Consider the following 25,707-nt stretch of genomic DNA (forward strand, 5'->3'; position numbering starts at 1 on the left):
GAGCCCACGCCCGGCCCTCCCCTCAGGCCGACTTGCGCTCCCGCCCGGCACAGAACGCCATCACCTTCGCGAAGGAGATCGGCCGGCTGAACAGGTAGCCCTGCGCCTCGGTGCAGCCCTCCTCGCGCAGATGGGCGAGCTGGACCGGCGTCTCGACGCCCTCGGCGGTCACGCGCATGCCGAGGCTGCGCCCCAGGCTGACGATCGCCCCGACGATGAGGCGCGAGCTCTCCGCGCCGTCGAGATTCTGCACGAAGCTCTGGTCGATCTTGATCTTGTCGAAGGGGAAGCTCTGCAGGTAGCTCAGCGAGGAATATCCGGTGCCGAAATCGTCCATCGCGATGCGCACGCCGAGGCGCTTGATCGCGTGCAGCGTGGCGAGGGTGCCGACGCTGTTGGTCAGGAGCACCGATTCGGTGATCTCCAGTTCCAGGCGGTTCGGCGCCAGCCCGCTCTCGGCCAGGGCCGCCGTCACGGAGCGCACGAGATCGGCATTGCGGAACTGCACCGCGGAGACGTTGACCGCGACCGAGACGCCGGAGGGCAACCGGCGCGCCTCGGTGCAGGCCCGGCGCAGCACCCATTGCCCGATCTCGCCGATCAGGCCGATCTCCTCGGCGAGCGGCACGAATTCCGCCGGCGAGACCGACCCGCGGCGGGGATGGTGCCAGCGCAGCAGCGCTTCGCAGCTGACCGGGCCTCCATGGGCGATGTCGACGATCGGCTGGTAGAGCAGCTCGAACTCGTTCCTGGCCAGCGCCTGGCGCAGATCGGCCTCCAGGGCGCGCCGCTTCTGCAATTCGATGTCCATCTCCGGCGCGAACAGGCGCCAGGCCCCGGCCTGATCCGATTTCGCGCGGTAGAGCGCCATGTCGGCGCTCTTCAGGAGTTTCTCGGGCTCGCTCCCGTGCTCCGGAGCCAGCACGATGCCGATGCTCACCCCGACGCTGACGGCGTGCCCGTCGATCAGGAAAGGGGTCTCGAAGGCAGCGGCGATGTGACGGGCGAGGCTGACCGCATCGGAGGCCGTGCCGGACTCCGCCTGAAGGATCGCGAATTCGTCGCCGCCGAGCCGTGCCACCGTGTCCCCGCTGCGCACGCACAGGCACAGGCGCTCAGCGACGCCTCTCAGGAGGCCGTCGCCCACGGGATGGCCGAAGGTGTCGTTGACTTCCTTGAAGCGGTCGAGATCGAGGCAGAGGGCGGCGAAGCCCCGGCCCGAGGGAAGCCGGTGCGCCGCCTCGTTCAGGCGCTCGTTGAACACCATGCGGTTGGCGAGCCCCGTGAGGGCGTCGCTGCGCGCCAGGCTGACGATTCGGGCCTCGGCCTCGTAGCGCTCGGTCACGTCCTCGTAGGTCGCGATCCAGCCGCCCTCGCTCGTGCGCTTCTGATCGACCGCGACGACGCAGGCCGAGTTGATCGCTTGGCAGGTCGTGCCGCCGCCCCCGCGCGCGAGAAGCTCGGCCTGCGCCGCGAAGAGCGCGTCCGCGGCCGGGGCCTCGCCCGCCGCAGGGCCGCTCACGATGGCGCGGACCTCCTCGAAGCTGGTCCCCGGCGGCAGGGCATCGAGGGAGATGCCGAAGATGTCAGCGAAGCGCCGGTTGACCACCAGCAGGCGGTCCTGCTCGTCGTAGAGGCAGAGCCCCTGGGACATGTTGTCGAGGGCGGCGTCGAGGCGGAGATTGATCGCCCGCAGGCGCGCCTCCTGCAGCTTGAGCAGGCTGATGTCGCTGCAGACGGCGACGATGCCGCCCTCCCGGGTCGCGCTCCGGCTGACCCGGAGCCAGCGGCCATCGGCGAGCTGGGTGTCGAAGGTCTCCTCCGGGCTGCCGGGCAAGGTCCGCAGGAAGGCCTTGGCCTGAGCGTGCTGCTCACTGCCGCCCGGCCCGTCGCCGCCGAGCTCCAGAAGATCGGCGGCCCGGTCATTGGCCAGGATCACGCGGCACCGGGCATCCGTGACGACGACGCCCTCGCCGAGCCCCTGGATGGCGTCGGCGAGCAGCACCTGCGCCGAGCGGCGCTGGTCCACTTCCCGGGCCATCATCACGGCGATGTTGCCGCGCATGCTGTCCATGGCTCTCAGGAGTTCGCCGACCTCGTCGCCGTGCCGCTCGGGGATCGCGACGCCGAGATCGCCAGCGGCGATCTGCGCGGCGACGCGGGAAGCCTCGGCCACCGGCCGGATGATCTGGCGCGAGAGCAGCCAGGTCACGAGGCCAGACAGGACGATCGCCAGAACGGTGGCCGCGAAGCTGATCTCGACCGCTTCGGTGACCAGGGCCCGGGCGCGCTGGCGATAGGTGAAGCCGTCACCGGCGGTGTAGTTGATCAGGAGATCGAGATGCTGCTCGGCCTTGGCCGCGAAGCCGTCGAGGCCCGTCGCCTCCTGTCCCTCCAGGGAGGCACGCCGCGCGGCGACCCAATCGGAGACCGCCCTGCGGACGAGCCCGGCCTCCCGGGCGGCCCGCTCGGATTGCGCACGCTCCGCCGCGACATCCAGATCCTCGCCGAAGGCTTTCAGGAGGTCCGCGATCTGGGCGTCGAGCTCTTCCCGCTCCGGTGGGCTGGCGCTTCGCAGGCGCCGGGTGAAGGCGAGCCGGATATTGGCGAAATCGGTGGCCGCCGCCCGGGCGTAGTTGATCGACATCAGGGAGCGGTCGAAGGTCTTGTTGACGAGATCGCCCGTGGTCTTGAGGCTCGATGCCCCGAAGGCGCCGAGCCCGGCGGTGATGACGCTGAGCGTGAGGAACGCGACCAGGATGCGCCCGCGGATCGAGGACGCGGCCCGCAAGACCGCGCGCAAGGCAGAGCCCGTCCGTCCCGTCGTCTTGGAAATCGTCATGCCTGCCCGCTCGAGGCCGATCCGTCTAGAGTTGCACGCAATCGGTTAAGACAGACTTCATCGAAATCGCGCCGGCCGACGGGACGAATTTCGCCGCGAGAACGTTAAGCGCCCGACAACCGGGCCTCGGCATCCTGAGGACCGCGCCCATACCGTGGCGCCGAACCGGATACGACCATGCGCAAGGCGCCTTCCTTCCTGGCTTTCCCGGTCGGCGCCCGCGCCCGGCCCGTCGCCCTGGCCGCGGGCGCGGCCCTCCTCACCGCGGGACTCGCCGCGGCGGCCGGCGCCGGAGCAGAGCATCTCGTCTCCCAGAAGGGGCGCCGATTCGATCCGGGGAGCCTTTCGATCGCCCGGGGCGAGGCGCTCACCTTCGTCAACGACGACGGCGACCTCCTGCATCACGTCTATCTCGACGACCCCGCCTTCAGCTTCGACACCGGGGACCAGGAGCCCGGCAGCCGCAGCGTCATCGTGTTCCCGAAGGCGGGTCAGTTCACCGTGATGTGCGGGATCCACCCGCGCATGAAGCTCGCCGTACAGGTAAAATAATTCCGGAAGCCTGTATGCAAGATACCTGAAAATACTTTTTCGTGGCGAGCACAGACCCAGTCGAGGGGCGATCCCCATCTCTTGACGTCTTTACAAAGTCTCAAGACATTCCCGACAACCTGTAGGCGTATCGGGGTCGGCAATGGCGTGGATATTCGGACAGAGAGCCGCGGCGCTCCTGCTGGCCGCGGGCTTGGCCGGCCTCGCGGGCCCCTGCCTGCCCGAAGAGCGCCCCGCGATCCCGGCAGAGTACCGTCGCCCGGACGCGATTCCCTTCCCGGACAGCAACCCCTATTCGCAGGCCAAGGCCGAGCTCGGCCGCAGCCTGTTCTTCGATCCCCTGCTCTCGGGCTCGGGCGACCGCAGTTGCGCGAGTTGCCATCAGCCGGGGCTCGCCTGGAGCGACGGGCGCGCCCGCGCGGCCCGGTCCGATGCGGGCGAGATGGCGCTACACACGCCGTCCCTCCTCGACATCGCCTTCGCGGACGGCCCGCTCGGCTGGGACGGGAAGTTCCCGAGCCTTGAGACGGTCGCCTTCGCGCCGATCACCGCGCCGACGAACATGAACCTCTCCGAGGCCGCCCTGCTCGACCGGCTCGCGGCCCGGCCAGACTACACGGAGGCCTTCGCCGCGGCCTTCCCGGACGCCCGGCCCGCCATCGCTCGAAAGACCGTGGAGGAGGCGCTGGCCACCTTCGAGCGGTTGATCGTCTCCGGCCGTGCCCCCTTCGATGCCTGGGTCGCGGGCGATGCCGGCGCCATCAGCGACGCGGCCAAGCGCGGCTTCGGCCTCTTCACCGGCAAGGCCCATTGCGCCGCCTGCCACAGCGGCTCGTCCTTCACCGACGGCTCCTTCCACGACATCGGCACGGCCTCGGGGGAGGGGATCGGCCGCGGCCGCTTCTTCCCGAACGCGCCCGCCCTGCGCTTCGCCTTCAAGACGCCGACCCTGCGCGACGTGGCCCGCCGGGGGGCCTACATGCATGACGGCTCGCTCGCGACCCTGTCCGAGGTGATCGACCTCTACGACCGCGGCGGCATCGACCGGCCGAGCCGGTCCCGGGACATCCGCCCCCTGGGCCTGACCGCACCGGAGAAGGCCGACCTCCTCGCCTTCCTCGACACGCTCAGCGGACCGGCGGAGTCCCACCCGGCGCTGGGTATCCTCGGCCCGCAGCCGCCCCGGCCCTGACCTCATCCACAGGCTGTGGAGGGAACGGAGCCGCGCCGGGCAGGACCTGTTGGCCCTGAAAGCCCCTCTTTTAACGGAACAGAGGCAGCCCGGCCCCGAGCAGGGCGAGGCCGGCCACGAGCAGAATACCACCACAGGTTTCAAAGGTTTCCGCTCGCGCCTTGGATCGCGGCGCGTAGCCGGCCAGGGCCACGCCGAGGCAGAGGCTCATCGCGCTGAGTGTTGCCGTCATGCCTTCCCCCGCGATGCTGCGGCCTGGATTGGAAGCCTACTCGCCGAACGCTTAAGCGAACACTGCCTTTCCGGGCAGACAACCGCTCGTACATGCCAAAATGGCTGACGAAGACGAAAGGTTGCGCTCGAGACCCCCGCCGTCCCGGCTCCGCGCCGATCACGATCCGCTCCCGAAAAGCACCCGCGCGAGCGCCCGCCTCTCCCCTTCCACCGACCACGGAGGGCCGGCAATCGGAGCATTTGCCGGACCGGATTAACCATTTCGTAAGACAGGTTAACAATCCGTTCGCATCCGTACACGGAGTCTACGAAGATGGGTTCGCAGGTCATCAACCTGTGCACCAAGCTAGAGTCTCGCCATGCGTCGTTGGGGTCGGTTACGGGTTCCGTCACTTCGTGCGGTGGGGCTCGCGCTTCCCTTCGGCCTCCTGGGCAGCGGCGCGGCCGAGGCCCACGTCAAATGGTTCTGCGCCTTCGACGTGGCGGGCCAGCCCCGGGGGCTGGAGCAGGTGCTCTGCGGCGATTTCGAGAAGCTCTGCGCCCTCGCCCTCACCTGCCTGATGGCGGGCTGCCTGATGGAGGGGACCGCGATCGGCCACGCCCTGCTCGATGCCCTCGACCGGGTGACGGCGCGGGTCCGGGCCGATACGAGTCTGCTCGTCCGCGCCGGCTGCGGCTTCTTCTTCGTCTCGCTGTGGAACCTCGACGGCGTGATCCTCACCCCCGAGCTGACCACCGAGGCCGACTGGATCCCGTGGCTGCAGCTCGCGATCGCGGGCACGCTGATCTGGAAGCGGACCCTGCCCCTGGCCGCGGCCGGCATCGTCTTCCTGTTCGGCTTCGCCGTCTGGCATTACGGCGTCTTCCACCTCGCCGATTACCCGATCTTCCTCGGCATCGCCGCCTATCTCGCCCTGGTCGGGCTCGACCGCGACCTGTTCGGCCTGCGCCCGATCGACGTGGTGCGCTACGCCGCCGCCGTGACCCTGATGTGGGCCTCGGTCGAGAAATGGGCCTACCCGCAATGGACCGACCCGCTGCTCGCGGCCAAGCCGGGCATGACCATGGGGGCGAGCGCCGAGACGTTCATGCGGGCCGCCGGCGTGATCGAGTTCACCCTCGCCTTCGCCCTGATCTGGACGCCCCTGGTGCGCCGGGCCTCCGCGATCATCCTCGCCGCGGTCTTCCTCTCGGCGATCGGCGAGTTCGGCCGCATCGACGCGATCGGCCATTCGGGCATCATCGTCGTGCTGATCGCCATCGCCGCCGACGATCTCCGCCAGCCGGTGCGCCTGCGCCATGCCCTGCTCACACCGATCGGCTACGGCTCGGCGCTGGCGACCTTCCTGGCGCTCTACTATGCCGGCCACGCCCTCCTCTACGGGCAGGCCTATACCGGCCCGGTGATCTGATCCCGAAGCAGGGGAAGGCCGCCTCCGAGCCGGCCTCCCAGGGCCGTGAAAGCGGCCTATGATCGCGGGCATGACGGAATCCGCCCGCTCCCCCCTCTGGCCAGGCGTGCCCCTGGCGCTCGCCGCCGCCCTGCTGTTCGGGGCGGCGGCGCCGTTCTCGAAGAGCCTGCTCGCCACGACGGATCCGCAGGCGCTCGCGGGCCTGCTCTATCTCGGGGCGGGCCTCGGGCTGGCCGCCCTGGCCGTCCTGCGGCACCGGCGCGGGGGACCGGCCCGCGAGGCGCCCCTGCGGCGCGCGGACGGGCCCTGGCTCGCGGCGATCGTGCTCGCGGGCGGCGTGGCCGGGCCGCTCCTGCTGATGCTCGGGCTCGCCCGCACCTCCGCCGCCTCCGGCTCGCTGCTGCTGAACCTCGAGAGTCTGGCGACGCTCGCCATCGCCTGGATCGTCTACCGGGAGAATGTCGACCGGCGGCTCCTCGTCGGCGCGGCGGCGATCCTGGCCGGGGCTCTGCTGCTCTCCTGGCAGGGGACCGGGATCGAGCCCGACACGGGCGGCCTCCTCGTCGCCGCCGCCTGCCTCGCCTGGGGCCTCGACAACAACCTGACGCGCAAGCTCTCCGCGGCCGATCCCGTGGCCATCGCCCTGGTGAAGGGGCTCGTGGCGGGCCTCGTCAATCTCGGATGCGCCCTCGCCCGCGGCGCCGCCCTGCCCTCCCCCGGGGGCATCGCGGCGGCGGGCCTCGTCGGCTTCCTCGGGATCGGGGTGAGCCTGGTGCTGTTCGTGCACGCCCTGCGCCATCTCGGCGCCGCCCGGGCCGGGGCCTATTTCGCCCTGGCGCCCTTCATCGGCGCGCTGGTGGCCCTGGCCTGGCTGCGCGAGCCGGCGACGCCGCAGCTCGTCGCCGCGGGGCTGCTGATGGGGCTCGGCCTCTGGCTCCATCTCACCGAGCGGCACGCCCACCTGCACGCGCACGAGGCGATGGAGCACGAGCACGCCCATGTGCACGACGCCCATCACCAGCACACGCATGACGGGCCGGTGACCGAGCCGCACAGCCACTGGCACCGGCACGAGCCCCTACGGCACGCCCATGCCCATTACCCGGACCTGCACCACCGCCATCGTCACGGGTGAAAAGGGGCGGCTCCGAGCCGCCCCGTCCGCGCGGCTCACTGCGCCGCGACCACCTTCGGCGCGGTGCGCTCGTCGGCCGGCGCCTCGGGGGCGTGGTCCGAGATGTCGGTGCCGATGGCGAGGGGATGGGCCATCACCTCGTTGAGCTTGGCCTTGTCGAGCTCGCCCTCCCAGCGCGACACCACCACCGTGGCGACGCCGTTGCCGATGAGGTTGGTGAGGGCGCGGCACTCGGACATGAACTTGTCCACGCCCAGCACCAGCGTCATCGCGGCGACCGGGACGGGATTGCCCGGGATCGCGGCGAGCGTGGCGGCGAGCGTGATGAAGCCCGCGCCCGTGACCCCCGAGGCGCCCTTCGAGGTCAGCATGGCGACGAGGAAGATCGTCGCGTACTGGCCGAAGCTGAGGTCCGCCCCCACCGCCTGCGCCAGGAACAGGGTGGTGAGCGTCATGTAGATGTTGGTGCCGTCGAGATTGAACGAGTAGCCGGTCGGGATGACGAGGCCGACGACCGAATCCGAGGCGCCCAGGCGCTTCATCTTGGTCATCATGTGCGGCAGCACCGTCTCGGAGGACGAGGTGCCGAGCACGATCAGGAGCTCGTCCTTGATGTAGGCGAGGAACTTGAAGATCGAGAAGCCAGAGAAGGCCGCAATAGCGCCGAGCACCACGAAGATGAACAGCAGCGAGGTGGTGTAGAAGGTGCCCACCAGCCAGGCGAGGTCGATGACCTTGCCGATGCCGTACTGGCCGATGGTGAAGGCCATGGCGCCGAAGGCGCCCAGCGGCGCGAGCTTCACCACGATGCCGATGATGCGGAAGAAGACCTGCCCCGCGGCGTCGATGCCGCGGGTAATGCCGGCGCCCTTCTCGCCCATGCCGGTCAGCACGACGCCCGTCAGGATCGCGATCAGCAGCACCTGCAGCAGGTCGCCGCTGGCGAAGGCGTCGAAGAAGCTCTTCGGGATGATCGCCAGGATGTGGGCGACCGTGGAATCGGCGGCCGCCTTGCTGGCGTAGCCCTCGACCGCCTTGGCATCGAGCTTGGTCGGATCGGCGGCGAAGCCGGCGCCCGGCTGGATCACCTCGCCGACGATGATGCCGATGAGCAGCGCGACGCTCGAGACCACCTCGAAATAGATCAGGGCCTTCAAGCCGACGCGGCCGACCTTCTTGAGGTCGCCGATCGAGGCGATGCCGTGGACGATGGTGCAGAAGATGATCGGCGCGATCATCATCTTGATGAGCGCGATGAAGGCATCGCCGAGCCACTTCAGGGCCTTGCCCTGATCCGGATACAACCAGCCGACGAGAACGCCCAGCACGATCGCGATCAGAACCTGGATGTAGAGGACCCGATACCAAGGAAGAGGTGCCGCCGGCGCGGGCGCGGCGTCGTGCGTTAGGGATTGGGTCATGTTTCCTCGCCGTGGCACGCTTGAGGCGCCGCCCTTATTCCCAAGGCGACTTGGACGCTAGCGGCTTTGCCACGACCGCTCAACGGTTGCTCGGTGGTTTGACTTGAAGGTCACGCCCACTTGTCTGTCGAGAACGGGCAGGCGCCTCCTTTGCGCCACAATCGCTCGCGGCGCGCAGGAGAGGGGCAGGACGGGCGAGACCGCGGGATACGCACCCGAACGCCTCATTGCGCCGGGGGATGCACGGGCCTGGACCGGCGCCGGGCCAAGCGGGTCGCTTGAGGCGCGTGCGCTGTCCGGTGGCGGGCGGGCCTCGCTGGCGGGGCCGGCCGACTGTGCCTGAGCCGGCCCGGACGATCGCCCGGGCGCGGCTTCCTCCCGGCCTGAGCCCAGACCGGTCGTGATCCGGGACAGAGCCCCGGGGATCAGCCCTGCGTGCGGCGGGGACGCACGGTCCAGCGCTCGAAGGAGGCGGCGACGTCGTCCTCCGCCGGGGGCGGCTCGGGCGAGCGGGGCTGCTGCAGAGCTGCGCCGAGGGCCTGGGACAGGCTCTCGATCACGTCGTCGATGCGCGCATCCTGGCTGCCGTTGGGGTTCGCCGGCCTGGCCTCGCCCTTCGCCTCGGCGGAGGCGCCATTCTGCTCGACCATCCGCTTGAGGGCATCGACCGCGTTGTCGCCCTCCAGCGCCTTCGGGGCCTCGTCCGGCTTCGGCGCCTCGGGAGCGGCCTCCTCGGCGACGGTCACCGGTTCCGGCGGCGCCGCCTCGGCGGGCTCCGGCGCCGCGGCAGCCGCCTCCGCGGGCTGGGGCGGCTCGGGTGCCGGCGGGACGGCACTGGCCAGTTCCGCAGCCTTGGCTTCCGCCGGCTTCGGCGCTTCGAACGGCCGCGTGGATTCCGGAGGCTTGGGCGGGGCGGACGGGGGCGGAGCGGGCGGCGGCCGCAGGCCGAAGCGCGGCTCGATCAGGTCGAGCACCGCCTCGAGGGCGGCGTTGCTCAGGCTCACCTCGCCGGGTCTCGGCGGGCCCTGGAGGGCGATGGCGGAACGCTCGTAGGCCGCGTCGCTCGAGACCTCCTGGCCGAACCAGACCGGCGGCAGGAAGCCCCTGGCCTGATCCTCGTTGTCGAAGCGAACCCCGACCATATCGAGCCCGGCCGGCGTGGTGTAGCGATCGATCTGGGCCTCGCGGCCATTGCCGAGGGGGATGGTGGTGCGCTCGTAGATCGCCTTGCCGGGGCAGACGTCGAGAAGCGCGTCGCCATGGGCGCGGGGCACCACGGTGCGCTCCTCGGGCGCGCCCGGCACGGCGAGGATCAGGTGGCATTCCTGCCCCTCGATCCGCACCATCGAGGTGCGGCCGCCCTGGGGCGCGAAGAAACCCTCCGTCGTGCGGGTGCCGCCGCGCTCCTTGCGCAGCAGGCGCACCAGCGACGGGGCGATCAGGAAACGGCGAACCACACTCATACGCGTCGACCTCCCGGAAGCCAGGCTCGTCCGCATGAGGCGGCGACCCCGGACGGCCGGAGCGGCGCCTCACGAAGGCACCGGCCCGGCAATCGTTCTGCGAACCGGCGGCGAAGACGCGCCGGAGGAGCACCTCCTCAAAGCCGATCGGCTCCCGGCAAGACCGGCGCGACGATACCGACGAAGAGGCGACCCGGGCATCGGGTAAGCGAAAAGGTGCCAAAATCAAGACCATGGCGGCCAGGTCTCAACCGCCATGGGCAACGTTACCGTCGTTTTACCACCAAAGGTGGTCCTCCGAGGGCGAAGTTCGGGCTCAAGGTGTCTCCGGCTCGAAGGTCAGCGCCACGCCGTTCATGCAGTAGCGCAGGCCGGTCGGAGCCGGCCCGTCGTTGAAGACGTGGCCGAGATGGCCCTGGCAGCGGGCGCAATGGACCTCGGTGCGCACCATCCCGAAGCTGCGATCGGAGGTGGTCTCGACCGCCCCCTCCAGCGGCGCGAAGAAGCTCGGCCAGCCGCTGCCGGATTCGTACTTGGTCTGGGTCTCGAAGAGCGGCGCACCGCAGCCCGCGCAGAAGAAGGTGCCGGGACGCTTCTCGGCGTTGAGGCAGCTCGTGCCCGCCCGCTCCGTGCCGTGCTCGCGCAGCACCCGGTACTGTTCCGGCGTCAGCGCCTCGCGCCATTCGGCGTCGCTGCGCGCCTCCGGGGCGACGCTCGCTTCGGTTGCAGCCATTGGGACGTTCCTCGTTTTTTGGTTGTCGCGGCTGGTATACCAGCCCCCGCGACCGGACACGAGCCTCGCGGGCCGGATCAGGCTGCCGCGCCCACCGTATCCGCCATGCGCGCGCCGCGCCGGCCCAGGGGCTGCTCCGGGCTCGTCGTGGAATCGCGCGCGGTCTGGTGCTCGATCTCGGCGTTGATCTCGCCGCCGAGCAGCACGATCGTGGCGGAGATCCAGATCCAGGTCATGAAGCCGATCACGGCGCCGAGGGAGCCGTAGGTCTCGTTGTAATTGCCGAAATTGGCGACGTACCAGGAGAACAGGATCGAGGCGGCGAGCCAGAGCAGCGCCGCCACCACGCTGCCCGCCCCGACCCAGCGCCAGCGCGCCCGCTCCCGGCTCGGGCCGTAGCGGTAGAGCACGGCCAGCCCGCCCAGCACCACCAGGAGCAGGACCGGCCAGCGCGCCATGGCGATGAGCCAGGCGCCGTCCCCCAGCCCGACGAAGTTGAACACCACCGGCAGCACCACGATGGCCGAGAGCGCGACGATCACGAAGACCAGGGCACCGATGGTGAAGGTGAGCGAGCGGATGTTGAGCCAGAAGAAGTTCCGCTTCTCCTCCTCCTCGTAGACGACGTTGAGCGCGTCGAACATCGCCTTCATCGCGGCGTTGGCGCTCCACAGCGACAGCGTCAGGCTCGTGAAGAAGGTGAGCCCCAGGGTGCCGCCGGGCTTGGCCGCGATGCGCTTCACCTGCTCGCCGATGATGTCGATGGCGCTCTGCGGCAGCACGCCCTGCATCGCCGTGAGGTGCTGGTTGATCGTGCTGACGTCGGCGACGAGGCCGTAGCAGGTCACCAGGGCGGCGACCGCCGGGAACAGCGAGAGCAGGGTGTAGAAGGTGACGCCCGCCGCCACCGAGAGCACCCGGTCCTTGTTGAACTCCTGGTAGACGCGGAACAGGATGTCCTTCCAGCCCGGCGCGGGGATCTCGGTCGGGTGGTTGGCGAAGCGGCCCCGGTCGCCCTGCGTGGCGGCGACCCAGCGCGCGGCCTTGCCCTCGTGCGAATGGGCGCCGCCATTCTTCTCGCGGCCCTGCTCCGGCGGGGGGGCCGGCTCGGGCGCCTCCCCGGCCGCGCGCCTCGGCGCGAGCGCCAGGCCGATCACGGCGGCGCCGAGGAGCAGGGTCCAGAGGACGGAGCCGGGGGGCTGGCCGGCGGGATCGGAAGGCGGGGGCGCGGAGGGCGGCATCGGGCGGTCGGCGAGAGGTCACCACCCGGATCCGGGCGGCGCAACTCAACGTGGCCCAGGCTTGGCCGTTCCAGCGCTCCGCGGCCGGGACCCTGGCAACGGCCCAATTATTGGCTGTAGAGGTCTTTGTGTTGCTCGCGCAGGAGGTTCTTCTGCACCTTGCCCATGGTGTTGCGCGGCAATTCGCGGGCGAAGAGCACCCGCTTGGGCACCTTGAAGCGGGCGAGTCGTCCCTCCAGAGCCCGCAGCAGAGCCGCCTCGTCGGGGGCGTTCTCGCCGGCCACGACGACGGCGGTGACGCCCTCGCCGAAATCCGCATGCGGCAGGCCGATCACCGCGGATTCGACCACCCCCGGCAGGGCGTCGATCTCGGTCTCGACCTCCTTCGGATAGACGTTGTAGCCCCCGGTGATGATGAGGTCCTTGCCGCGCCCGACGATGTGGACATAGCCGTCCCGGTCGATCAGCCCGAGATCGCCGGTGATGAAGTAGCCGTCGGTCTTGAACTCGGCGGCGGTCTTCTCGGGCAGGCGCCAGTAGCCCTTGAACACGTTCGGCCCCTTCACCTCGATCATGCCGACGGCGCCCTCGCCCTTGGCCTCGCCGGTCTCCGGGTCGACCACCCGCAGGGCGACGCCCGGCAGGGGGAAGCCGACCGTGCCCGGCACCCGCGCCCCCTCGTAGGGGTTCGAGGTGTTCATGTTGGTCTCGGTCATGCCGTAGCGCTCGAGGATGGCGTGGCCCGTCCGCTCCGACCACTCCCGATGCGTCTCGGCCAGAAGCGGCGCCGAGCCGGAGACGAACAGGCGCATATGGGCCGTGGCCTCCCGGGTCAGGCCGGGCTCCTTGAGGAGGCGGGTGTAGAAGGTCGGCACGCCCATCATCGCCGTGGCCCGCGGCATCACCGCGAGGATCTGCTTCGGGTCGAGCTTCGGCAGGAACAGCATCGAGCCGCCGGTGGCGAGCACCGTGTTCGTCGCCACGAACAGGCCGTGGGTGTGGAAGACCGGAAGCGCGTGGATCAGCACGTCCCCGGCGGTGAAGCGCCAGTACTGGGCGAGCGTCAGCGCGTTCGAGGCGAGGTTGTCGTGGCTCAGCATGGCGCCCTTGGAGCGCCCGGTCGTGCCCGAGGTGTAGAGGATCGCCGCGAGATCGTCCGGCCCGCGGGGCACGTCCGCGACATCGCCGTCCGCCGCATCCGCCGCCTCGGCGAGGCTGCCGCGGCCCGCGGCGTCGAGGGTGCGGACCACCGGGACGCCCGCCTGCCGGGCGACCTCGGACAAGGCCTCCAGCCGGGCGGGATCGCACACGAACAGGGCCGGCTCGGCATCGCCGAGGAAATAGGCGATCTCCGGCCCGGTATAGGCGGTGTTGAGGGGCAGGAAGACCGCCCCCGCCCGCACGGCGCCGAGATAGAGGAAGATCACCTCCGGGCTCTTCTCGACCTGCACGGCGACGCGGGCGCCGGGCGTCACGCCGAGGGCCGCCAGGGCGGCGGCATAGGCGCCGGAGCGGGCGATCAGGTCGGCATAGGACCAGCGGCGCCCGTCCGGCGTCTCGATCACCGTCCGCGCCGCGGGGTCCTCCGGCAGATGGGTGCGGACGAGGTCGAACAGGTGGTTGGCCATGGCGTCGTTTCTTCTGTCTGGGGCCGGGCGGCGCGGATCGTCTCAGCCGCGCGGGATGCGGCCGACCGAGCAGAGCGTGCGCAGAGCCCCGGCGCTGTCGGTGTAGCAGCTCGCCGACCAGCCGTTCTGCTGGATGAAGGACTTGCGGCGCTCGGCCAGCGCCGTCTCGTAGGCCTTGACCAGGGCCGCCTGCACGGCGGCCGCGGGCTCGCCGACCACGAGCTCCCCGGCGATGGTCAGCTCGCGGAAGAACTCGGCCGAGGGCGCCGGATCGCCGGAGGAGGCCTGCACGATCGGCTCGGCCCGGCAGGTCAGGTCGAGCCTGACCCCGCTCGCGGCCCGCACGTCGATGCTCGGGCCGACCCTTTTGCCGACCTTGCGCGCCCCCGTCGCCGCGGCGATCCGCTGGGCGAGCCCGTCGCATTCGTCGGCGCGCGCGGCCGGGGCGAGGGCCGAAACGGCGCAGAGAAGGCAGAGCAGGGCGAGGACGGGGCGCGACATGGCGGCACATTTACTCCCGCTTCGTGCGAAGTCGAGCGGATGTGCGGGGGCGCGGCTCGGCCGGCCGGCCGGGCTTGACCCTGGCGCAAGCGGGACCACAAGGTCCGGCCCGCCGCGCCGACAGCCCCGACGGCGCCCCGGAGGAGACGAGCGGATGCGTGCCAGGACGGCCACCAGGATCGTAGCGGTGATGGTCGGCGCCCTCTCCCTCGCGCTTCCCGCAAGCGGCGCTTCCGCCCAGACGCCGGCCGCGCAGACGTCTGTCGCCGAGGCCCCGCAGCCGAGCCCAGCCGCCTCCGCGAAGCCGGCCCGGCGGCGGCCGCAGACGCCGGCCCAGCCCATCATGGTCTACGACGCCCGCATCGAGGCGGGGGACCTGCGCATCTCCGGCAGCGTGCGCAAGGGCGGGATCGTGGTGGTGCTCGACGAGGACATCTCGGTCATGGCCGACAGCCGCGGCCGCTTCCTGTTCAAGCTGCCCTACCGGCCCGCGACCTGCGTCGCCACGCTGAAGGCGGAGGAGGACGAGCGCGAGGCCGTGATCGCCAATTGCGCCCCGGAAGGCCAGGCCGGGCCGAAGGGCGAGCCGGGGCCGACCGGCCCGCAGGGCCTGCCCGGCGAGAAGGGACCGCAGGGCGAGGCCGGACCGGCCGGCGCCCCGGGACCGGCCGGTCCGCCCGGCCCCGCGGGTGAGGCGGGGCCGAAGGGCGAACCGGGCACGAAGGGCGAGCCGGGACCGGCCGGGGAGAAGGCGGAGGCGCCCCCCGCCGCGACGCTCCTGCGCGTCCTGCGCAAGGAGAGCTGCTCCCAGGGCGGCTGCGAGGTCACCTGCGAGAGCGGCGAGATCCTCGCCTCAGCCCATTGCCTGCGGAGCGGCAGCCCGGTCTTCGGCGAGGGCGGCGCCGGCGCGCGCTGCCCCGGCGACAGCGCCGGCATGGTCGGGATCTGCACGAAGCCCTGAAGCGGCCGAACTCGAATACTTCGGTCTCCGCGCATCCCCTCGCCCCGCTTGCGGGGAGAGGGGGCGCCGCTCAACGCTCCGTCATCGATGGATTGCGGGACCACCCCCGCTCCCCGAGCCACCCGATCAGGCCCGCCGCCGCCGCGCGGCCGGTGGCGAAGGAAGCCTGGAGCAGGTAGCCGCCGGTCGGGGCCTCCCAGTCGAGCATCTCGCCGGCCACGAAGGTGCCCGGCCGGCTCCGCAGCATGAAGCGGGCGTCGAGCCCGGCGAAGGCGACGCCGCCCGCCGTGGAGATCGCCCGCGCGATCGGGCGCGGGCCGGTGAGGCGCAGGGGCGCCGCCTTGATGCAGCGGGCGAGTGCTTTCGCCTCGGAGGGCAGCGCCACGCCATGCGCCTCGCGCAGCAGGGCGGCCGCCACGGGATCGAGGCCGGCGCCCTTGCGCAGCCGGTTGCTCGCGGATTGCCCCGCCTTGCCCGCGGCGAGCCGGGCCGCGAGGGTGTCGCGGTCGAGATCCGGCCGCAGATCGAGGGTGAGGCAAGCCGCCCCCTCGCGGGCGATCGCCTCCCGGATCGGGCGGGACAGGGCGTAGATCGCCCCGCCCTCGATGCCCTCGGCCGTCACCACCGCCTCGCCGAGCAGGCGGGTGCCTTCGAAGGCGAAGCCGACCCGCTTGAGCGGCGCCCCGGCGAAGCGCTCGGCCATGTGGGCGGACCAGGGGACCGTGAAGCCGACATTGGCCGGCGTGAGGGGAGAGACGGGCACGCCACCCTCTTCCAGGAGCGGCACCCAGGCCCCGTCCGAGCCGAGCCGGGGCCAGCTCGCCCCGCCCAGCGCCAGAAGCACGGCCCGGGGGCGGCAGGCGATCGCTCCCTCCGGGGTCGCGAAAGTGAGCGCTTCCGCGTCCCAGGCCACCAGGCGGTGGCGCGGGCGCAGGGACACACCGAGGCCGGCGAGCCGGGCGAGCCAGGCCCGCAGCAGCGGCGAGGCCTTGAAGCTCCGCGGGAAGACGCGTCCGCTCGACCCGACGAAGGTCGGCTGCCCGAGACCCTCGCACCAGTCCCGCAGGGCCTCGGGCGGGAAGGCCTCGATCGCCGCGGCGAGGCGGGGCTCGGCCGGGTGGTAGCGGGCGAGGAAGGCAGGCAGCGCCTCGCTGTGGGTGAGGTTGAGGCCGCCGCGCCCGGCGATCAGCAACTTGCGGCCGAGCGACGGCATCCGCTCGTAGACCGTGACGGGAAGGCCCGCCCCGGCCAGCAGCTCGGCGGCGGCGAGCCCCGCCGGGCCGCCCCCCACCACCGCGATCCGATCGTCCCCGTCATCAGCCATGGCGGCGGGAGGCCGCAGGACGGCGCGCCTGTCAAGGCGAAACCGCCGGCCGGGCTGTCACGCGGCGCCGGGGACCGGCCTTGATTCAGCACGAATCCGGGAATAACTGCCCGCCATCGGCTGCGGGCCCCTCTGGCGGGGCGCAGGTTCTCCTGCGCCACGTGATGTCGGAGCCGATGCTCTCTTCCCCGAGGCATCCCCGCGTCCCGACATGTCCGACCTTTTGACCGCCGATTTCCTCACCCATGCGTGGCTGGGCAAGCCCGTCTGGATGTGGCTGGGCTTCCACGCCCTCATCGCCGCCCTGCTCGCCTTCGATCTCGGCCTGCTCCACCGCGACAAGGACCACGAGATCGGCGTGAAGGAGAGCCTTCTCCTCACCGCCTTCTATTTCAGCCTCGGCCTCGTCTTCGGCGGCTGGGTCTGGTGGTACCTCGGGCCCCAGGCGGGCCAGGAATACGTGACCGGCCTCGTGATCGAGAAGTCGCTGTCGATGGACAACGTCTTCGTCATCGCGGTCATCCTCACGGCCCTCGGCGTGCCCCGCGCCGCCCAGCACCGGGTGCTGGTCTGGGGCATCCTCGCCGCCGTCCTCCTGCGCGGGCTGATGATCGGGCTCGGCGCCGCCCTGGTGCAGCAGGCGCATTGGGTGCTCTCGCTCTTCGCCGCCTTCCTGATCTATGCCGGCCTCAAGATGCTGTTCTCCAAGGAGGAGGACGCGCAGGACGTGAACGAGAGCGCGAGCCTGCGCTTCCTGCGCAAGCACCTGCGCATCACCGACAAGCCCCGCGGCCAGCATTTCGTGGTGCGCGAGCCGCGCCGCCGGGACGGCAAGCCGGTGCTCTGGCTGACGCCGCTGGCCCTCGCCCTGGTGCTCGTGAACATCGCCGACGTGATCTTCGCGGTCGACAGCGTGCCGGCGATCTTCGCCATCACCACCGACCCGTTCATCGTCTACACCTCGAACATCTTCGCGATCCTGGGCCTGCGCGCGCTCTATTTCGCGCTTGCCGCCATGGTCGACCGCTTCGCCTATCTGAAGACGGCGCTCGCCCTGATCCTGCTGTTCATCGGCGCCAAGATCGTCGTGGCCGACACCTTCGACCTGGTGCACGTGCCGCCGTGGGTCTCGCTGCTCGTCACCCTGGTGCTGCTCGCGGCGGGCGTCACCTACAGCCTGTGGCGCACCCGCGGCGTCGCGGGCGGCCCGGAGACGGAGAAGGACGCCGGCAAGGAACCCGGCAAGCCGCCGCAAGAGGCCACCCACCGGGCCTGACCCGGGGGCCTCGGCCTCAGCGCGCGGGCGCGACCCGGCCGTAGGCGACGGGTGCCGCTCCGCGCGCGCCCTCGCTCGACGGGAGCGGGGCGGCCGCGAGATCCCGCAGCAGGCCGCTCACCACGCCGTAGAGCGTCTCCTGGGCGGCGCGCGTGCTGAGGTCGTGATCGGCCTCCGGGATCACGGTGACGGGGCGGCCGAGGCGGGCATCCGCCTGCCGGCCGAGCTGCAGGGCGAGGTCCGCCAGCCCCACGTCGCCCTGGCTGTAGACGAGCTGGATCAGGCTGCCCCGCCGCCGGATGGCCGCCACGCGCCGCTTCACCGAGCCGCCGGGCGGCGGATTCACGAGCGGGGCGATGCGCCGCTGCACGGCTTCGAACCCGCGCCGGGCAAGGGAGGCGAGGATCGGCCCCACGCGCACCTCGCCGCGCACCAGCCGCTTCCAGGCCGCGCCCTGCTTCAGCATGGCGGCATAGGTGCCGGTGCTGCGGTAGACATTCCGCATCGCGACCTCGATGTCCTGGGTCTTGTCCCAGTCGAAGCGCTGCAGGTTGACGAGGATCGCCGCCGCGATCCGCGGATCCCGGCAGGTCGCATGGAAGCCGAGATTGGCGCCGCTGCAGGCCCCGAAGATCACCGCCGGCCGGCCGAGATGGTCGAGGGCGGCCGTCACGTCGTCCAGGGTCTCGTCGGCATAGATCGGGAAGATGCCGCTGGCGCGCGGGGCGCTGTCGCCGATGCCGCCGAGATCCATCCGCAGGGAGGCGACGCCGATTCCGGCGAGGCGCCGGGCGAGGCGCGTCGTCGAGCGGCCCCAGCCGGAATGGACGTTGGTGCCGGCATTCACGAACAGCACCACCGGCGCCCGCGGCAGGGGCGTCTCGGGCGCGCAGGCGAGGCCGAACAGCCCCGGCCCGAACCGCGCCGGCCGCTCGGACCAGCCGGGGCCGGCCAGGACGGCCTCGCGGGCCGGCGCAGCCGGGCGCAGGCGCGGCGCGGCGCCCTCCGACAGGAAGGCGGCCACCGCGGCGAAGGCCGCTTCCGGCACCTTGGCGTAGAGGGGGTTCGAGACGAGGTCGGGCAGCTCGGGGAAGGGGCGTGTCTCGACCTGCGCGCCGAGGGCGGCCAAGCGCTTCGGCAGGGCGCCCCCCTCACCCCCGAGCAGCAGGATGCGCGGCGCGGGCGCCCGAGTCAGCTTGGCGAGGTCGAGGCCGCCGAGATCCTCCGAGAGCGCCGGGCCGATGCGGAAAGCCGCGACGGTGAGGCCCTCCGGCTCCTGCGGCAGGGGCGTACCGTCCGGCAGGACGCCGGTGGTGCGCGACAGGATCTTCATCTCCCGCAGGAAGGTGCGGCCGGCGGCAAAGGGCGCGATCAGGACGAGGCGATCGACCCCGCCCGTTTCCGCCGCCACCTGCGCCGCGAGCGTGCCGCCCAGGCGCAGGCCGACGAGGGCGATCTCCTCGATGCCCGGATCCGCCCGCAGGAAGCGGATCGCCGCGCGGATCGCGCCGAGGGCATCCTCCAGCCGCTCCACGGCGACGTCGCCGGAATCGCCCTGGCCGGGATAGTCGAAGCGCAGGACCGTGCAGCCCGTGCCGGCGATCCGCTCGGCGAGCGCCCGCCAGCCGCGATGGGCCGAGAGCTGCTCGTAGCCGTGCGTCCCGCACAGGATCACGCCGCGCCCGGTGCGGCCCGGGCTGTGCCAGCCGAACAGCCCCTCGAAGGCGACGGGCTGGGCGGGCACGGTTTCCGTCTCAGGCATCCTCGCCTCCGAAGCTGCAAGTTTCCAGGGCATTCAGCGCGACGACCCGGCCGCGCGGCGCCGTTTCCGGCCGGCCGAGAAGCGGGATCGTCCGCGTCCGGCCCGGCGCCAGGTGAAAGTGGTTGTCCTCGGGCCGCGAGGCGGCGGTCGCCCCGTCGAGGTCGATGGCCACGCCGAAAGCGTGCCGCCCGGCGGCGATTTCCAGCGCCCAGCCCGCACCGTCGCGGATCAGCCGGGCGGAAAGGCCAGTCTCGCCCGGCGCGACATCGCGGCCGAGGGGATGGTGGAAGGCCTCGGCCAGCACCGCACCGGTGGCCGCGTCGCAGAGTTCGGCATGGCCGAGCGCATGGGCCGGGGCACCGAAGCGATAGGCGTCGGTGACGTCGAAGAAGCGCCCGAGCAGGGCGGCGGAGGTGAATCGCTGCCCGCTGCGCGGTGCGACGGTCAGCGCCCGTTCCGCGGCGGCGACGGCCTTGCCCTTCGCGTCGGTGAAGGCGAGACGCAGGACGAGATCCCGGGGCCGCGGCGTCTCGTTGTGGACATGGACATGCAGGCCGTTCAGGCCCTCGTCGGTCAGGCAGATCTGGACCGGGCTGAAGGCGCGGCGCAGCGCGTACCAAGCGGCTTTCGGGGCACCCTCGTGGTCGATCGCGCCCCAGCCCGCGCCGGGGGCGAGATCCTTCAGCAGCCAGACGAGGCCGCCGGCCGTGGGCGAGGCCGCCCGCCGCCACTCGGCGAAGGTCGCCTCGATCACCTCCACCGCCGCCGCGCGGCCCAGCGCGAGGTAGCGCTCCGGCGCCTCGCGGCGCAGGCGGCCCGGATCGGCCCCGAAGAGCAGGCCGACATAATGGTCGCGCACGCCCTCGAAATCCCAGTCGGCGCCGCGGTCGCGGGGCACGCCCGCCGCCCAGCGCGGATCCTCGGGGTCGGTCAGCCCGGCGCGGGCGAGACTCGCCGGCTCCGGCACATGAGCGAAGGCGAGGCATTCGGTGGCGAAGCGCACACCGGCGCGGCGCGCATCCTCCAGGGGGCGCAGATAGGCGCCGACGCCGTAGTAATGCGCCACCCCCGCCTCGGCCGCGAACGGCACGTCGCCGCCCGACGGCGAGTTCGGCACGCTGGCGAGATCCGGCCGCGACGCGGCGACGAGACCGGGCAGGCTCTCCTCGACGAAGCCACCGGACCACGCCTCGCGCGGGAAGCCGAGCATCGCCGCCTGCTGCCAGACCTCGCTGCCCCCGCCCACCACGCAGAGGGAGGGCGACATCTGCGTGCGGTCGAGAAGCTGCACCACCTCGCGGGTGAGCTGGTCGCGGAAGGCGGGATCGTCGGTCGGGTAGTCGAAATTCGCGAGCATCAGGTCCTGCCAGACCAGGATGCCGAGGGCGTCGCAGAGATCGTGGAAGGCCGCCGCCTCGTAGAGCATGGTGCCGCCGACCCGCAGCATGTTCATGCCGGCGGCGCGGACGAGGTCGAGAACCGGGCGATAGGCCGCCTCCGTGCCGGACAGGCCGACGAGATCCGGCGGCGTCCAGCAGGCGCCGCGGCAGAACACCGGCACGCCGTTGATGCGCAGGGCGAAGCCGTCGCCGGTGCGGTCGATGACGAGGCGGCGGAAGCCGGTGCGGCCGAGATCGATCCGCACCCCGCCGATCTCCGCCTCGACGGCGTGGAGGACGGGCTCGCCATGGGTATGCGGCCACCAGGCCGCGACGCCCGGCAGCGCCAGGTCGGCCTCGTAGAGCCCGGGGGCGACCGCCCGCAGCGGCGCCGCGTGCCCGGCACAGCGCAGGAGAGCGGGGCCGGACGCGTTCGCCACGGCGAGGCGCAGGCTCAGGCGCCCCGTCTCCCCGTCGAGATCGCTGCGCAGATCCGCCGAGAGGACGCGCGGGCCTCGGTCGGAAAGCGCTTCGAGGGTGACGGGCCGGTAGGGGCCGACCGCGTCGACCGAGGGGCACCAGCCCGGCATGAAGCCGAGCAGGCTGGTGCGGACATGGCGCAGGGAGCCGGGGGTGGCGAGCCGCGGGCGCCAGCGGCCGCGCTTGTGCGGCTTGGCGAGTTCGACGGAAAGCGCGCGGAAGCGGATCGCGAGGGTGTTGTCGCCGGCGAGATCCACCTCGACCGCGTGGGCGAGGAACATCGAGCGGCTCGACAGCACGAGCACGCCGTTCAGCCAGACCTCGGCCAGGGTGGCGAGACCCTCGAAGCGCAGGCAGGCGCGGCCGCTGCCCGCGAAGCGGGTCCGGTACCAGATGTCGGATTCGTGCAGCGGCGTCGGCGCGGCCGCGGACCAGAGCCCGGCGGCCTTCAGCGCCGCGGCGGCGGTGCCGGGCACGAGGGCCGGGATCCAGCCCTCCCGGCCAGCGAGATCGCCGGGGCCGGGGCAGGCCTCCGGCGCGGTCAGCAGCAATTCCCACGGGCCGCTGAGCGGCTCGGGCGCCCGGCCGTCCACCGAGAGGACACGGGCCATGGCCTGTCCCGCTCAGTCCAGGCTGCGGTCGAGGGCGGCGAAGACCGTCGCGTAGGCGGCCTCCGCCCGGTCGAGCCGGGTGGCGAGCCCCACCGCCCCACCGCGGGCGAAAGCGCGGGCAATCTGGAACTGGAAGGTCTTGGCCTCCTGCGCCAGAATCCGGCAGGCGGCGGAGGCCTCGCCGAAATCGCGGCCCGTCGCGGCCCCGAGCCAGTCGAGATGGCTGGCGAGGAGTTCGAAATTCGCTCCAAGCTGGCGCGTCGTGTTGAAGCCGTAGGCGTGGAACGCGCAGAGCGGCCGGCGCAGGAAGCCATCCTCCCAGGCGGCGACGCTGTCCCGGAAGGCGGCGATCGGGTTCGCCCGCGGCGCCTTGGCCCGGTGGGCCCGCAGCAATGCGAGGGCGACCTCGGGCAGCGCGGAAGCCGGGAGGGCGGAGCCGCTCGTCTTCACGAACTCGGCATAGGGGAACAGGAGCGCGGGGGCGAAGAGGCCCGCGTAATCCGCGCCCTCCAGCCGGTAGCGGCCGCCGTTGTGGAGATAGTCCAGGCGGCGGCCGGCCCGGTCGAGGCCGAGGATCGCGATCGTGGTCTTGTGGTGCTCGATGCCATAGGTCGTGCCGACGGTGTCGGGCAGGTGGAAGCCGTCGACCTCGACGAGGACCGGGTTGCCGCGGGCGACCTGCACGGCGGCCTGGCTCTCCAGGCTGTCGTAGATCGCGAGTTCCTGGATCTCCAGGCCGTAGAGCCGTTCGAGATCGGCGGCGAAGGGCTTGAAGAAGGTGAACTGGTCGCCTTCGAAGTCCTGGCGCAGGGTGAAGCCGAGCATCGCCTCCGGCACGAGGCCGCGGGCATGCAGGAGTTCGATCCAAAGATCGACGTAGCAGTTCGACTCCGGCCAGATGCGGTCGAAGGCGTGCAGGGGATGCGCGGCGTGGCCGGCCGGAGCCGCGGGCTCCGGCATCAGGGCGAGGGCGGCGGACATGCGCGTCAGCCCCAGAGCCGGGCGCGCACGGCCTCGGGCCATGCGGCGAGGTCGAGCCCGTGATGGCGCAGGAGCGCCAGGGTGATCCGCTCCAGGCCGAAGCCGACGCAGGCCGTGTGGGCGACCGAACCATCGGCCTGCCGGATGCCCCAGACCTCGCCGAAATGGTCCTGATGGTAGTTGAAGGACAGGCAGGCGGTGGGCTTGTCCACGCTGTTGACCGGGACGTTCAGCTCGAACTTCAGGCCCTGGTCGCGCTGGTTGTTGGCGAGCATGCGCCCGGCCCGGCCGAAGAACGGATCGTTGGCGGGGTCGACGGCGAGGGGCAGGCCGAGCTCGCGCATCATGGCCGTACCGCGCTCCAGCCAGGTCTCGCGGAAGGCGATCACCTGCTCCGGCGTACCCATGCGGACGTATTCGCGCATGCGGAACATCTGCATGCGGGTCGGCTCCAGCGAGGGCTCGTGCCGGAAGCAGTAGGATTGCAGATCGAAGAGCAGGCCGTTCTCGGGCAGGTTCCCGCGGGCGGCGGCGACGGGGTAGAGCGGGTAGCAGGCCGCCGGGGTCAGCACGACCTCGCTCGCCGCCTGCTTGGCCGTCCAGTCGTCCCCGGCCTCGAGGCAGGCCAGGAGGCGGGCATGGTCCGCCTCGTTGCCGCAGAAGCAGTGCACGGTGCCGGCGAGGTGCGGGAAGCCCTTGAGGTAGCCGCTGCGCTCGAAGCTCGCCCGGCTCATGCCCGGGGGGAAGCGCATCGCCTCGGCGCCATCGGCGGCGCCGAGCTCGGTCGCGAGCCGGTCGATCGCCTCGACCACGCTCTCGAAGGCGCCGCTGCGGCCATAGAGGCCGTCGACGCCGGTGCGCACGAGCAGGCCGTGATCGAACAGCCGGTCGAGGAAGCTGCGGGGCTCGGTCGCCTCGTCCGTCGCGAGGGCCGGGATCTCGAAGGAAGCAAGCTGGTCCATCACGCGCTCAGGAGCTGGCCGCTGCCCTTCTGCACGAGCAGGAGGTTGGCGGTGTTGGAGAGGATGCGGTCGTTGCCGATCATCAGCGGCGCGGAGAGCACGTCGCGGAGGGCCCGGCCCAGGCTGAAGGGGGTGCCGTTCTTGTAGCCGGACAGGCCGACGATCCCGAGCGCCCGCTGCACGACGTCGACCGCCGTGGCGGAGGCCGTGGTCTTGAGGTTGTTGAGCATCACCGAGAAGCCGATCGAGCCCAGCGCATCGGCATCGCCCTGCGCGTTCTCGAAGTGGCGCAGCGCCACGACCACGCTGCCGCGCAGGGCCTGGAGGGCGTTGGAGGCCTCCGCGAGCCGCAGGGCGCCCGGGGGCACGTGGCCGGGCCGGCGCCGGGCCTCGCCCTGGACATAGGCCCGGGCCCGGTCGACCGCGAAGCTGGCGATGCCGTACCAGACGCTGCTCCAGAGGAGATGCGAGGCGGCGAGCATCGACTGCGCCGCGATCTCGGCGAAGGGCTTGGGCAGGATCTGGGCGACGGGCACGTCCCGGACGACCAGCTTGAAGCCGTCGCTGCAGGTGCCGCGCATGCCGAGCGTGTCCCAGCGGCTGGTCCGCTCCAGGGAGATCTGATCCCGCATCAGGGCGACGAGAACCTGGTCGGAGGTCGCCGCCTCGGGGTGCCGGCGAGCGGTCGCCAGGATGAGGTCGGCATGGGCGCCGTAGGAGATGACGGTCGCGTCCTTCTCCAGGGAGAAGACCTCGCCCGAGGTCACGACGGCGCAGAGGCTGTTGCGGAGGTCGCCGCCGATGCCCCCCTCGGTGGTCGAGGAGGCGACGAGGAGCTGCCCGGCGGCGATGCGCTCCATCAGGCCGCGATGCCAGGCGCTGTCCAGGCCGTGGCTGACGAGGCTCGCGACCTTGATCTGGTGCATGGCGAAGACCATCGCCGCCGCCGTGCAGACCTGCCCGAGCAGGGTGCAGACATCGGCGATCTCGATCATCCCGGCGCCCTCGCCCCCGAGCTGGCGCGGGATCTGGATCCCGAGCAGGCGCTCCTCGCGCAGGGCGGCGACCGCCTCGGCCGGGAAACGTCCTTCCCGGTCGACATCCTCGGCATGGAGCGCGGCGACGGCTGCGACGCGCCGGGCGCGGGCGACGAGCGTGCTCATGCGGCTTCCGCCGATGTCAGCGAGGCGACGGTGTCGCGGATCGCCTTGAGGGTCGAGAACGACCGGCGGTTGAGGAGCGAATCGGGGAACTCGATCTCGAAGCGCTCCTCCAGGGCCAGCATGAGCTGGACCGAGCCGAAGGAGGTCAGGCCCTTCTCGAACAGGTCCGCGTCGGGGCCGAGCCCCTCGACCAGTCCGGCCATCGCCTCGAGGCTACCGACCACCTCGCGAATATCTTCGAGCGAAATCATCCGGGCCACCTCTTATTTGGATGATTTCTTTTAAAATACCGCCTTTCTCAATTCAAATCAGATTACCGGCCTTGGTAAACAGGAGCGTTCATTTCAAAAATGAACACTTCGTCTCATTTTGTTTCGGTTTCGGAGCCGTCCTTCGATCCCGGCCGCGGGCCGCGGAGGCCCGGCCCCGGGCGCTGTGTCGGATCGGGACCGGC

21 protein-coding genes are annotated in these 25,707 nt (G+C 71.6%); 6 read left to right on the forward strand and 15 right to left on the reverse strand.

The window, feature by feature from the left end; all coding sequences use genetic code 11:
• Positions 1-22: 22 nt before the first annotated feature.
• Positions 23-2,842 (reverse strand): EAL domain-containing protein, encoded by a 2,820-nt coding sequence (locus tag MFF21_RS14525; RefSeq protein ID WP_373325023.1) that lies wholly within the window; start codon positions 2,840-2,842, stop codon positions 23-25.
• 177 nt (positions 2,843-3,019) lie between these two features.
• Between MFF21_RS14525 and MFF21_RS14530 the strand changes: the two genes are divergently transcribed.
• Positions 3,020-3,394, forward strand: a complete 375-nt coding sequence (locus MFF21_RS14530) for a cupredoxin domain-containing protein (RefSeq protein ID WP_238311841.1) — start codon at positions 3,020-3,022, stop codon at positions 3,392-3,394.
• 142 nt (positions 3,395-3,536) lie between these two features.
• A complete protein-coding gene (locus tag MFF21_RS14535) occupies positions 3,537-4,586 on the forward strand; it encodes a cytochrome-c peroxidase (protein WP_238311842.1) in 1,050 nt (349 codons plus the stop codon).
• A 70-nt stretch (positions 4,587-4,656) separates the two neighbouring features.
• Here MFF21_RS14535 and MFF21_RS14540 read toward each other — a convergent pair whose 3' ends face one another.
• Positions 4,657-4,818 (reverse strand): hypothetical protein, encoded by a 162-nt coding sequence (locus MFF21_RS14540; RefSeq protein ID WP_238311843.1) that lies wholly within the window; start codon positions 4,816-4,818, stop codon positions 4,657-4,659.
• Between the two features lie 361 nt (positions 4,819-5,179).
• On the opposite strand from MFF21_RS14540, the gene MFF21_RS14545 reads away from it, so the two are divergent.
• Both MFF21_RS14545 and MFF21_RS14550 read left to right on the forward strand, forming a co-directional pair.
• Positions 5,180-6,232, forward strand: coding sequence for a hypothetical protein (locus MFF21_RS14545; RefSeq protein ID WP_238311844.1), 1,053 nt, complete (start codon positions 5,180-5,182; stop codon positions 6,230-6,232).
• 70 nt (positions 6,233-6,302) lie between these two features.
• Entirely contained in the window at positions 6,303-7,367 is a 1,065-nt protein-coding gene (locus tag MFF21_RS14550) for a DMT family transporter (RefSeq protein ID WP_238311845.1), read from the forward strand.
• 35 nt (positions 7,368-7,402) lie between these two features.
• Here MFF21_RS14550 and MFF21_RS14555 read toward each other — a convergent pair whose 3' ends face one another.
• The 6 genes from MFF21_RS14555 to MFF21_RS14580 all read right to left on the reverse strand — a co-directional run bounded on the left by MFF21_RS14555 (position 7,403) and on the right by MFF21_RS14580 (position 14,354).
• The gene (locus tag MFF21_RS14555) at positions 7,403-8,788 is read right to left on the reverse strand and encodes a dicarboxylate/amino acid:cation symporter (RefSeq protein WP_238311846.1); all 1,386 of its coding nucleotides are present in this window, start codon (positions 8,786-8,788) and stop codon (positions 7,403-7,405) included.
• Positions 8,789-9,213: 425 nt separating this feature from the next.
• Positions 9,214-10,251, reverse strand: coding sequence for a CYTH domain-containing protein (locus tag MFF21_RS14560; protein ID WP_238311847.1), 1,038 nt, complete (start codon positions 10,249-10,251; stop codon positions 9,214-9,216).
• A gap of 316 nt (positions 10,252-10,567) precedes the next feature.
• Complete coding sequence (gene msrB, locus MFF21_RS14565; protein WP_238311848.1) at positions 10,568-10,984, reverse strand: peptide-methionine (R)-S-oxide reductase MsrB; 417 nt, start codon at positions 10,982-10,984, stop codon at positions 10,568-10,570.
• A gap of 77 nt (positions 10,985-11,061) precedes the next feature.
• Positions 11,062-12,225: a YihY/virulence factor BrkB family protein gene (locus MFF21_RS14570; protein ID WP_238311849.1), complete on the reverse strand. Its 1,164-nt coding sequence runs from the start codon at positions 12,223-12,225 to the stop codon at positions 11,062-11,064.
• A gap of 107 nt (positions 12,226-12,332) precedes the next feature.
• Positions 12,333-13,853, reverse strand: a complete 1,521-nt coding sequence (locus tag MFF21_RS14575; RefSeq protein ID WP_238311850.1) for a malonate--CoA ligase — start codon at positions 13,851-13,853, stop codon at positions 12,333-12,335.
• Positions 13,854-13,895: 42 nt separating this feature from the next.
• Positions 13,896-14,354, reverse strand: coding sequence for a hypothetical protein (locus MFF21_RS14580; protein WP_238311851.1), 459 nt, complete (start codon positions 14,352-14,354; stop codon positions 13,896-13,898).
• A gap of 154 nt (positions 14,355-14,508) precedes the next feature.
• Here MFF21_RS14580 and MFF21_RS14585 point away from each other — a divergent pair, with 154 nt between their 5' ends.
• Positions 14,509-15,315: a collagen-like protein gene (locus MFF21_RS14585; RefSeq protein ID WP_238311852.1), complete on the forward strand. Its 807-nt coding sequence runs from the start codon at positions 14,509-14,511 to the stop codon at positions 15,313-15,315.
• Positions 15,316-15,385: 70 nt separating this feature from the next.
• On the opposite strand, the gene MFF21_RS14590 is transcribed toward MFF21_RS14585, so the two are convergent.
• Positions 15,386-16,639, reverse strand: coding sequence for a TIGR03862 family flavoprotein (locus MFF21_RS14590; protein ID WP_238311853.1), 1,254 nt, complete (start codon positions 16,637-16,639; stop codon positions 15,386-15,388).
• Between the two features lie 211 nt (positions 16,640-16,850).
• Here MFF21_RS14590 and MFF21_RS14595 point away from each other — a divergent pair, with 211 nt between their 5' ends.
• Entirely contained in the window at positions 16,851-17,915 is a 1,065-nt protein-coding gene (locus tag MFF21_RS14595) for a TerC family protein (RefSeq protein ID WP_238311854.1), read from the forward strand.
• A gap of 16 nt (positions 17,916-17,931) precedes the next feature.
• Here MFF21_RS14595 and MFF21_RS14600 read toward each other — a convergent pair whose 3' ends face one another.
• From MFF21_RS14600 to MFF21_RS14625, 6 genes are read right to left on the reverse strand one after another with little or no spacing between them, the layout of a single operon-like run.
• Entirely contained in the window at positions 17,932-19,677 is a 1,746-nt protein-coding gene (locus MFF21_RS14600) for an alpha/beta fold hydrolase (protein ID WP_238311855.1), read from the reverse strand.
• On the reverse strand, positions 19,670-22,147 hold the full coding sequence (locus MFF21_RS14605) for a glycoside hydrolase family 2 protein (RefSeq protein WP_238311856.1): 2,478 nt from the start codon (positions 22,145-22,147) through the stop codon (positions 19,670-19,672). The genes MFF21_RS14600 and MFF21_RS14605 overlap by 8 nt, the downstream gene beginning before the upstream one ends.
• A 12-nt stretch (positions 22,148-22,159) precedes the next feature.
• Complete coding sequence (locus MFF21_RS14610) at positions 22,160-23,128, reverse strand: DUF1839 family protein (RefSeq protein ID WP_238311857.1); 969 nt, start codon at positions 23,126-23,128, stop codon at positions 22,160-22,162.
• A 5-nt stretch (positions 23,129-23,133) separates the two neighbouring features.
• The gene (locus MFF21_RS14615; protein ID WP_238311858.1) at positions 23,134-24,090 is read right to left on the reverse strand and encodes an amino acid--[acyl-carrier-protein] ligase; all 957 of its coding nucleotides are present in this window, start codon (positions 24,088-24,090) and stop codon (positions 23,134-23,136) included.
• Positions 24,090-25,253: an acyl-CoA dehydrogenase family protein gene (locus MFF21_RS14620; RefSeq protein WP_238311859.1), complete on the reverse strand. Its 1,164-nt coding sequence runs from the start codon at positions 25,251-25,253 to the stop codon at positions 24,090-24,092. Before MFF21_RS14620 ends, MFF21_RS14615 begins: the two co-directional genes overlap by 1 nt.
• Positions 25,250-25,504, reverse strand: coding sequence for an acyl carrier protein (locus MFF21_RS14625; RefSeq protein WP_238311860.1), 255 nt, complete (start codon positions 25,502-25,504; stop codon positions 25,250-25,252). The genes MFF21_RS14620 and MFF21_RS14625 overlap by 4 nt, the downstream gene beginning before the upstream one ends.
• Between the last annotated feature and the right edge of the window lie 203 nt (positions 25,505-25,707).

It is taken from the genome of Methylobacterium organophilum, from assembly GCF_022179465.1.
GTDB lineage: Bacteria > Pseudomonadota > Alphaproteobacteria > Rhizobiales > Beijerinckiaceae > Methylobacterium > Methylobacterium organophilum.

Bases quoted from the DNA above. Each gene is read 5' to 3' on its own strand.
- MFF21_RS14555 (WP_238311846.1), bottom strand. From the start codon at position 8,788: ATGACCCAATCCCTAACGCACGACGCCGCGCCCGCGCCGGCGGCACCT.
- MFF21_RS14535 (WP_238311842.1), top strand. From the start codon at position 3,537: ATGGCGTGGATATTCGGACAGAGAGCCGCGGCGCTCCTGCTGGCCGCG.
- MFF21_RS14620 (WP_238311859.1), bottom strand. From the start codon at position 25,253: ATGAGCACGCTCGTCGCCCGCGCCCGGCGCGTCGCAGCCGTCGCCGCG.
- MFF21_RS14590 (WP_238311853.1), bottom strand. From the start codon at position 16,639: ATGGCTGATGACGGGGACGATCGGATCGCGGTGGTGGGGGGCGGCCCG.
- MFF21_RS14625 (WP_238311860.1), bottom strand. From the start codon at position 25,504: ATGATTTCGCTCGAAGATATTCGCGAGGTGGTCGGTAGCCTCGAGGCG.
- MFF21_RS14610 (WP_238311857.1), bottom strand. From the start codon at position 23,128: ATGTCCGCCGCCCTCGCCCTGATGCCGGAGCCCGCGGCTCCGGCCGGC.
- MFF21_RS14545 (WP_238311844.1), top strand. From the start codon at position 5,180: ATGCGTCGTTGGGGTCGGTTACGGGTTCCGTCACTTCGTGCGGTGGGG.
- MFF21_RS14605 (WP_238311856.1), bottom strand. From the start codon at position 22,147: ATGGCCCGTGTCCTCTCGGTGGACGGCCGGGCGCCCGAGCCGCTCAGC.
- MFF21_RS14615 (WP_238311858.1), bottom strand. From the start codon at position 24,090: ATGGACCAGCTTGCTTCCTTCGAGATCCCGGCCCTCGCGACGGACGAG.
- MFF21_RS14540 (WP_238311843.1), bottom strand. From the start codon at position 4,818: ATGACGGCAACACTCAGCGCGATGAGCCTCTGCCTCGGCGTGGCCCTG.
- MFF21_RS14530 (WP_238311841.1), top strand. From the start codon at position 3,020: ATGCGCAAGGCGCCTTCCTTCCTGGCTTTCCCGGTCGGCGCCCGCGCC.
- MFF21_RS14600 (WP_238311855.1), bottom strand. From the start codon at position 19,677: ATGCCTGAGACGGAAACCGTGCCCGCCCAGCCCGTCGCCTTCGAGGGG.
- MFF21_RS14550 (WP_238311845.1), top strand. From the start codon at position 6,303: ATGACGGAATCCGCCCGCTCCCCCCTCTGGCCAGGCGTGCCCCTGGCG.
- MFF21_RS14525 (WP_373325023.1), bottom strand. From the start codon at position 2,842: ATGACGATTTCCAAGACGACGGGACGGACGGGCTCTGCCTTGCGCGCG.
- MFF21_RS14585 (WP_238311852.1), top strand. From the start codon at position 14,509: ATGCGTGCCAGGACGGCCACCAGGATCGTAGCGGTGATGGTCGGCGCC.
- MFF21_RS14560 (WP_238311847.1), bottom strand. From the start codon at position 10,251: ATGAGTGTGGTTCGCCGTTTCCTGATCGCCCCGTCGCTGGTGCGCCTG.
- MFF21_RS14570 (WP_238311849.1), bottom strand. From the start codon at position 12,225: ATGCCGCCCTCCGCGCCCCCGCCTTCCGATCCCGCCGGCCAGCCCCCC.
- MFF21_RS14580 (WP_238311851.1), bottom strand. From the start codon at position 14,354: ATGTCGCGCCCCGTCCTCGCCCTGCTCTGCCTTCTCTGCGCCGTTTCG.
- MFF21_RS14595 (WP_238311854.1), top strand. From the start codon at position 16,851: ATGTCCGACCTTTTGACCGCCGATTTCCTCACCCATGCGTGGCTGGGC.
- MFF21_RS14575 (WP_238311850.1), bottom strand. From the start codon at position 13,853: ATGGCCAACCACCTGTTCGACCTCGTCCGCACCCATCTGCCGGAGGAC.
- msrB (WP_238311848.1), bottom strand. From the start codon at position 10,984: ATGGCTGCAACCGAAGCGAGCGTCGCCCCGGAGGCGCGCAGCGACGCC.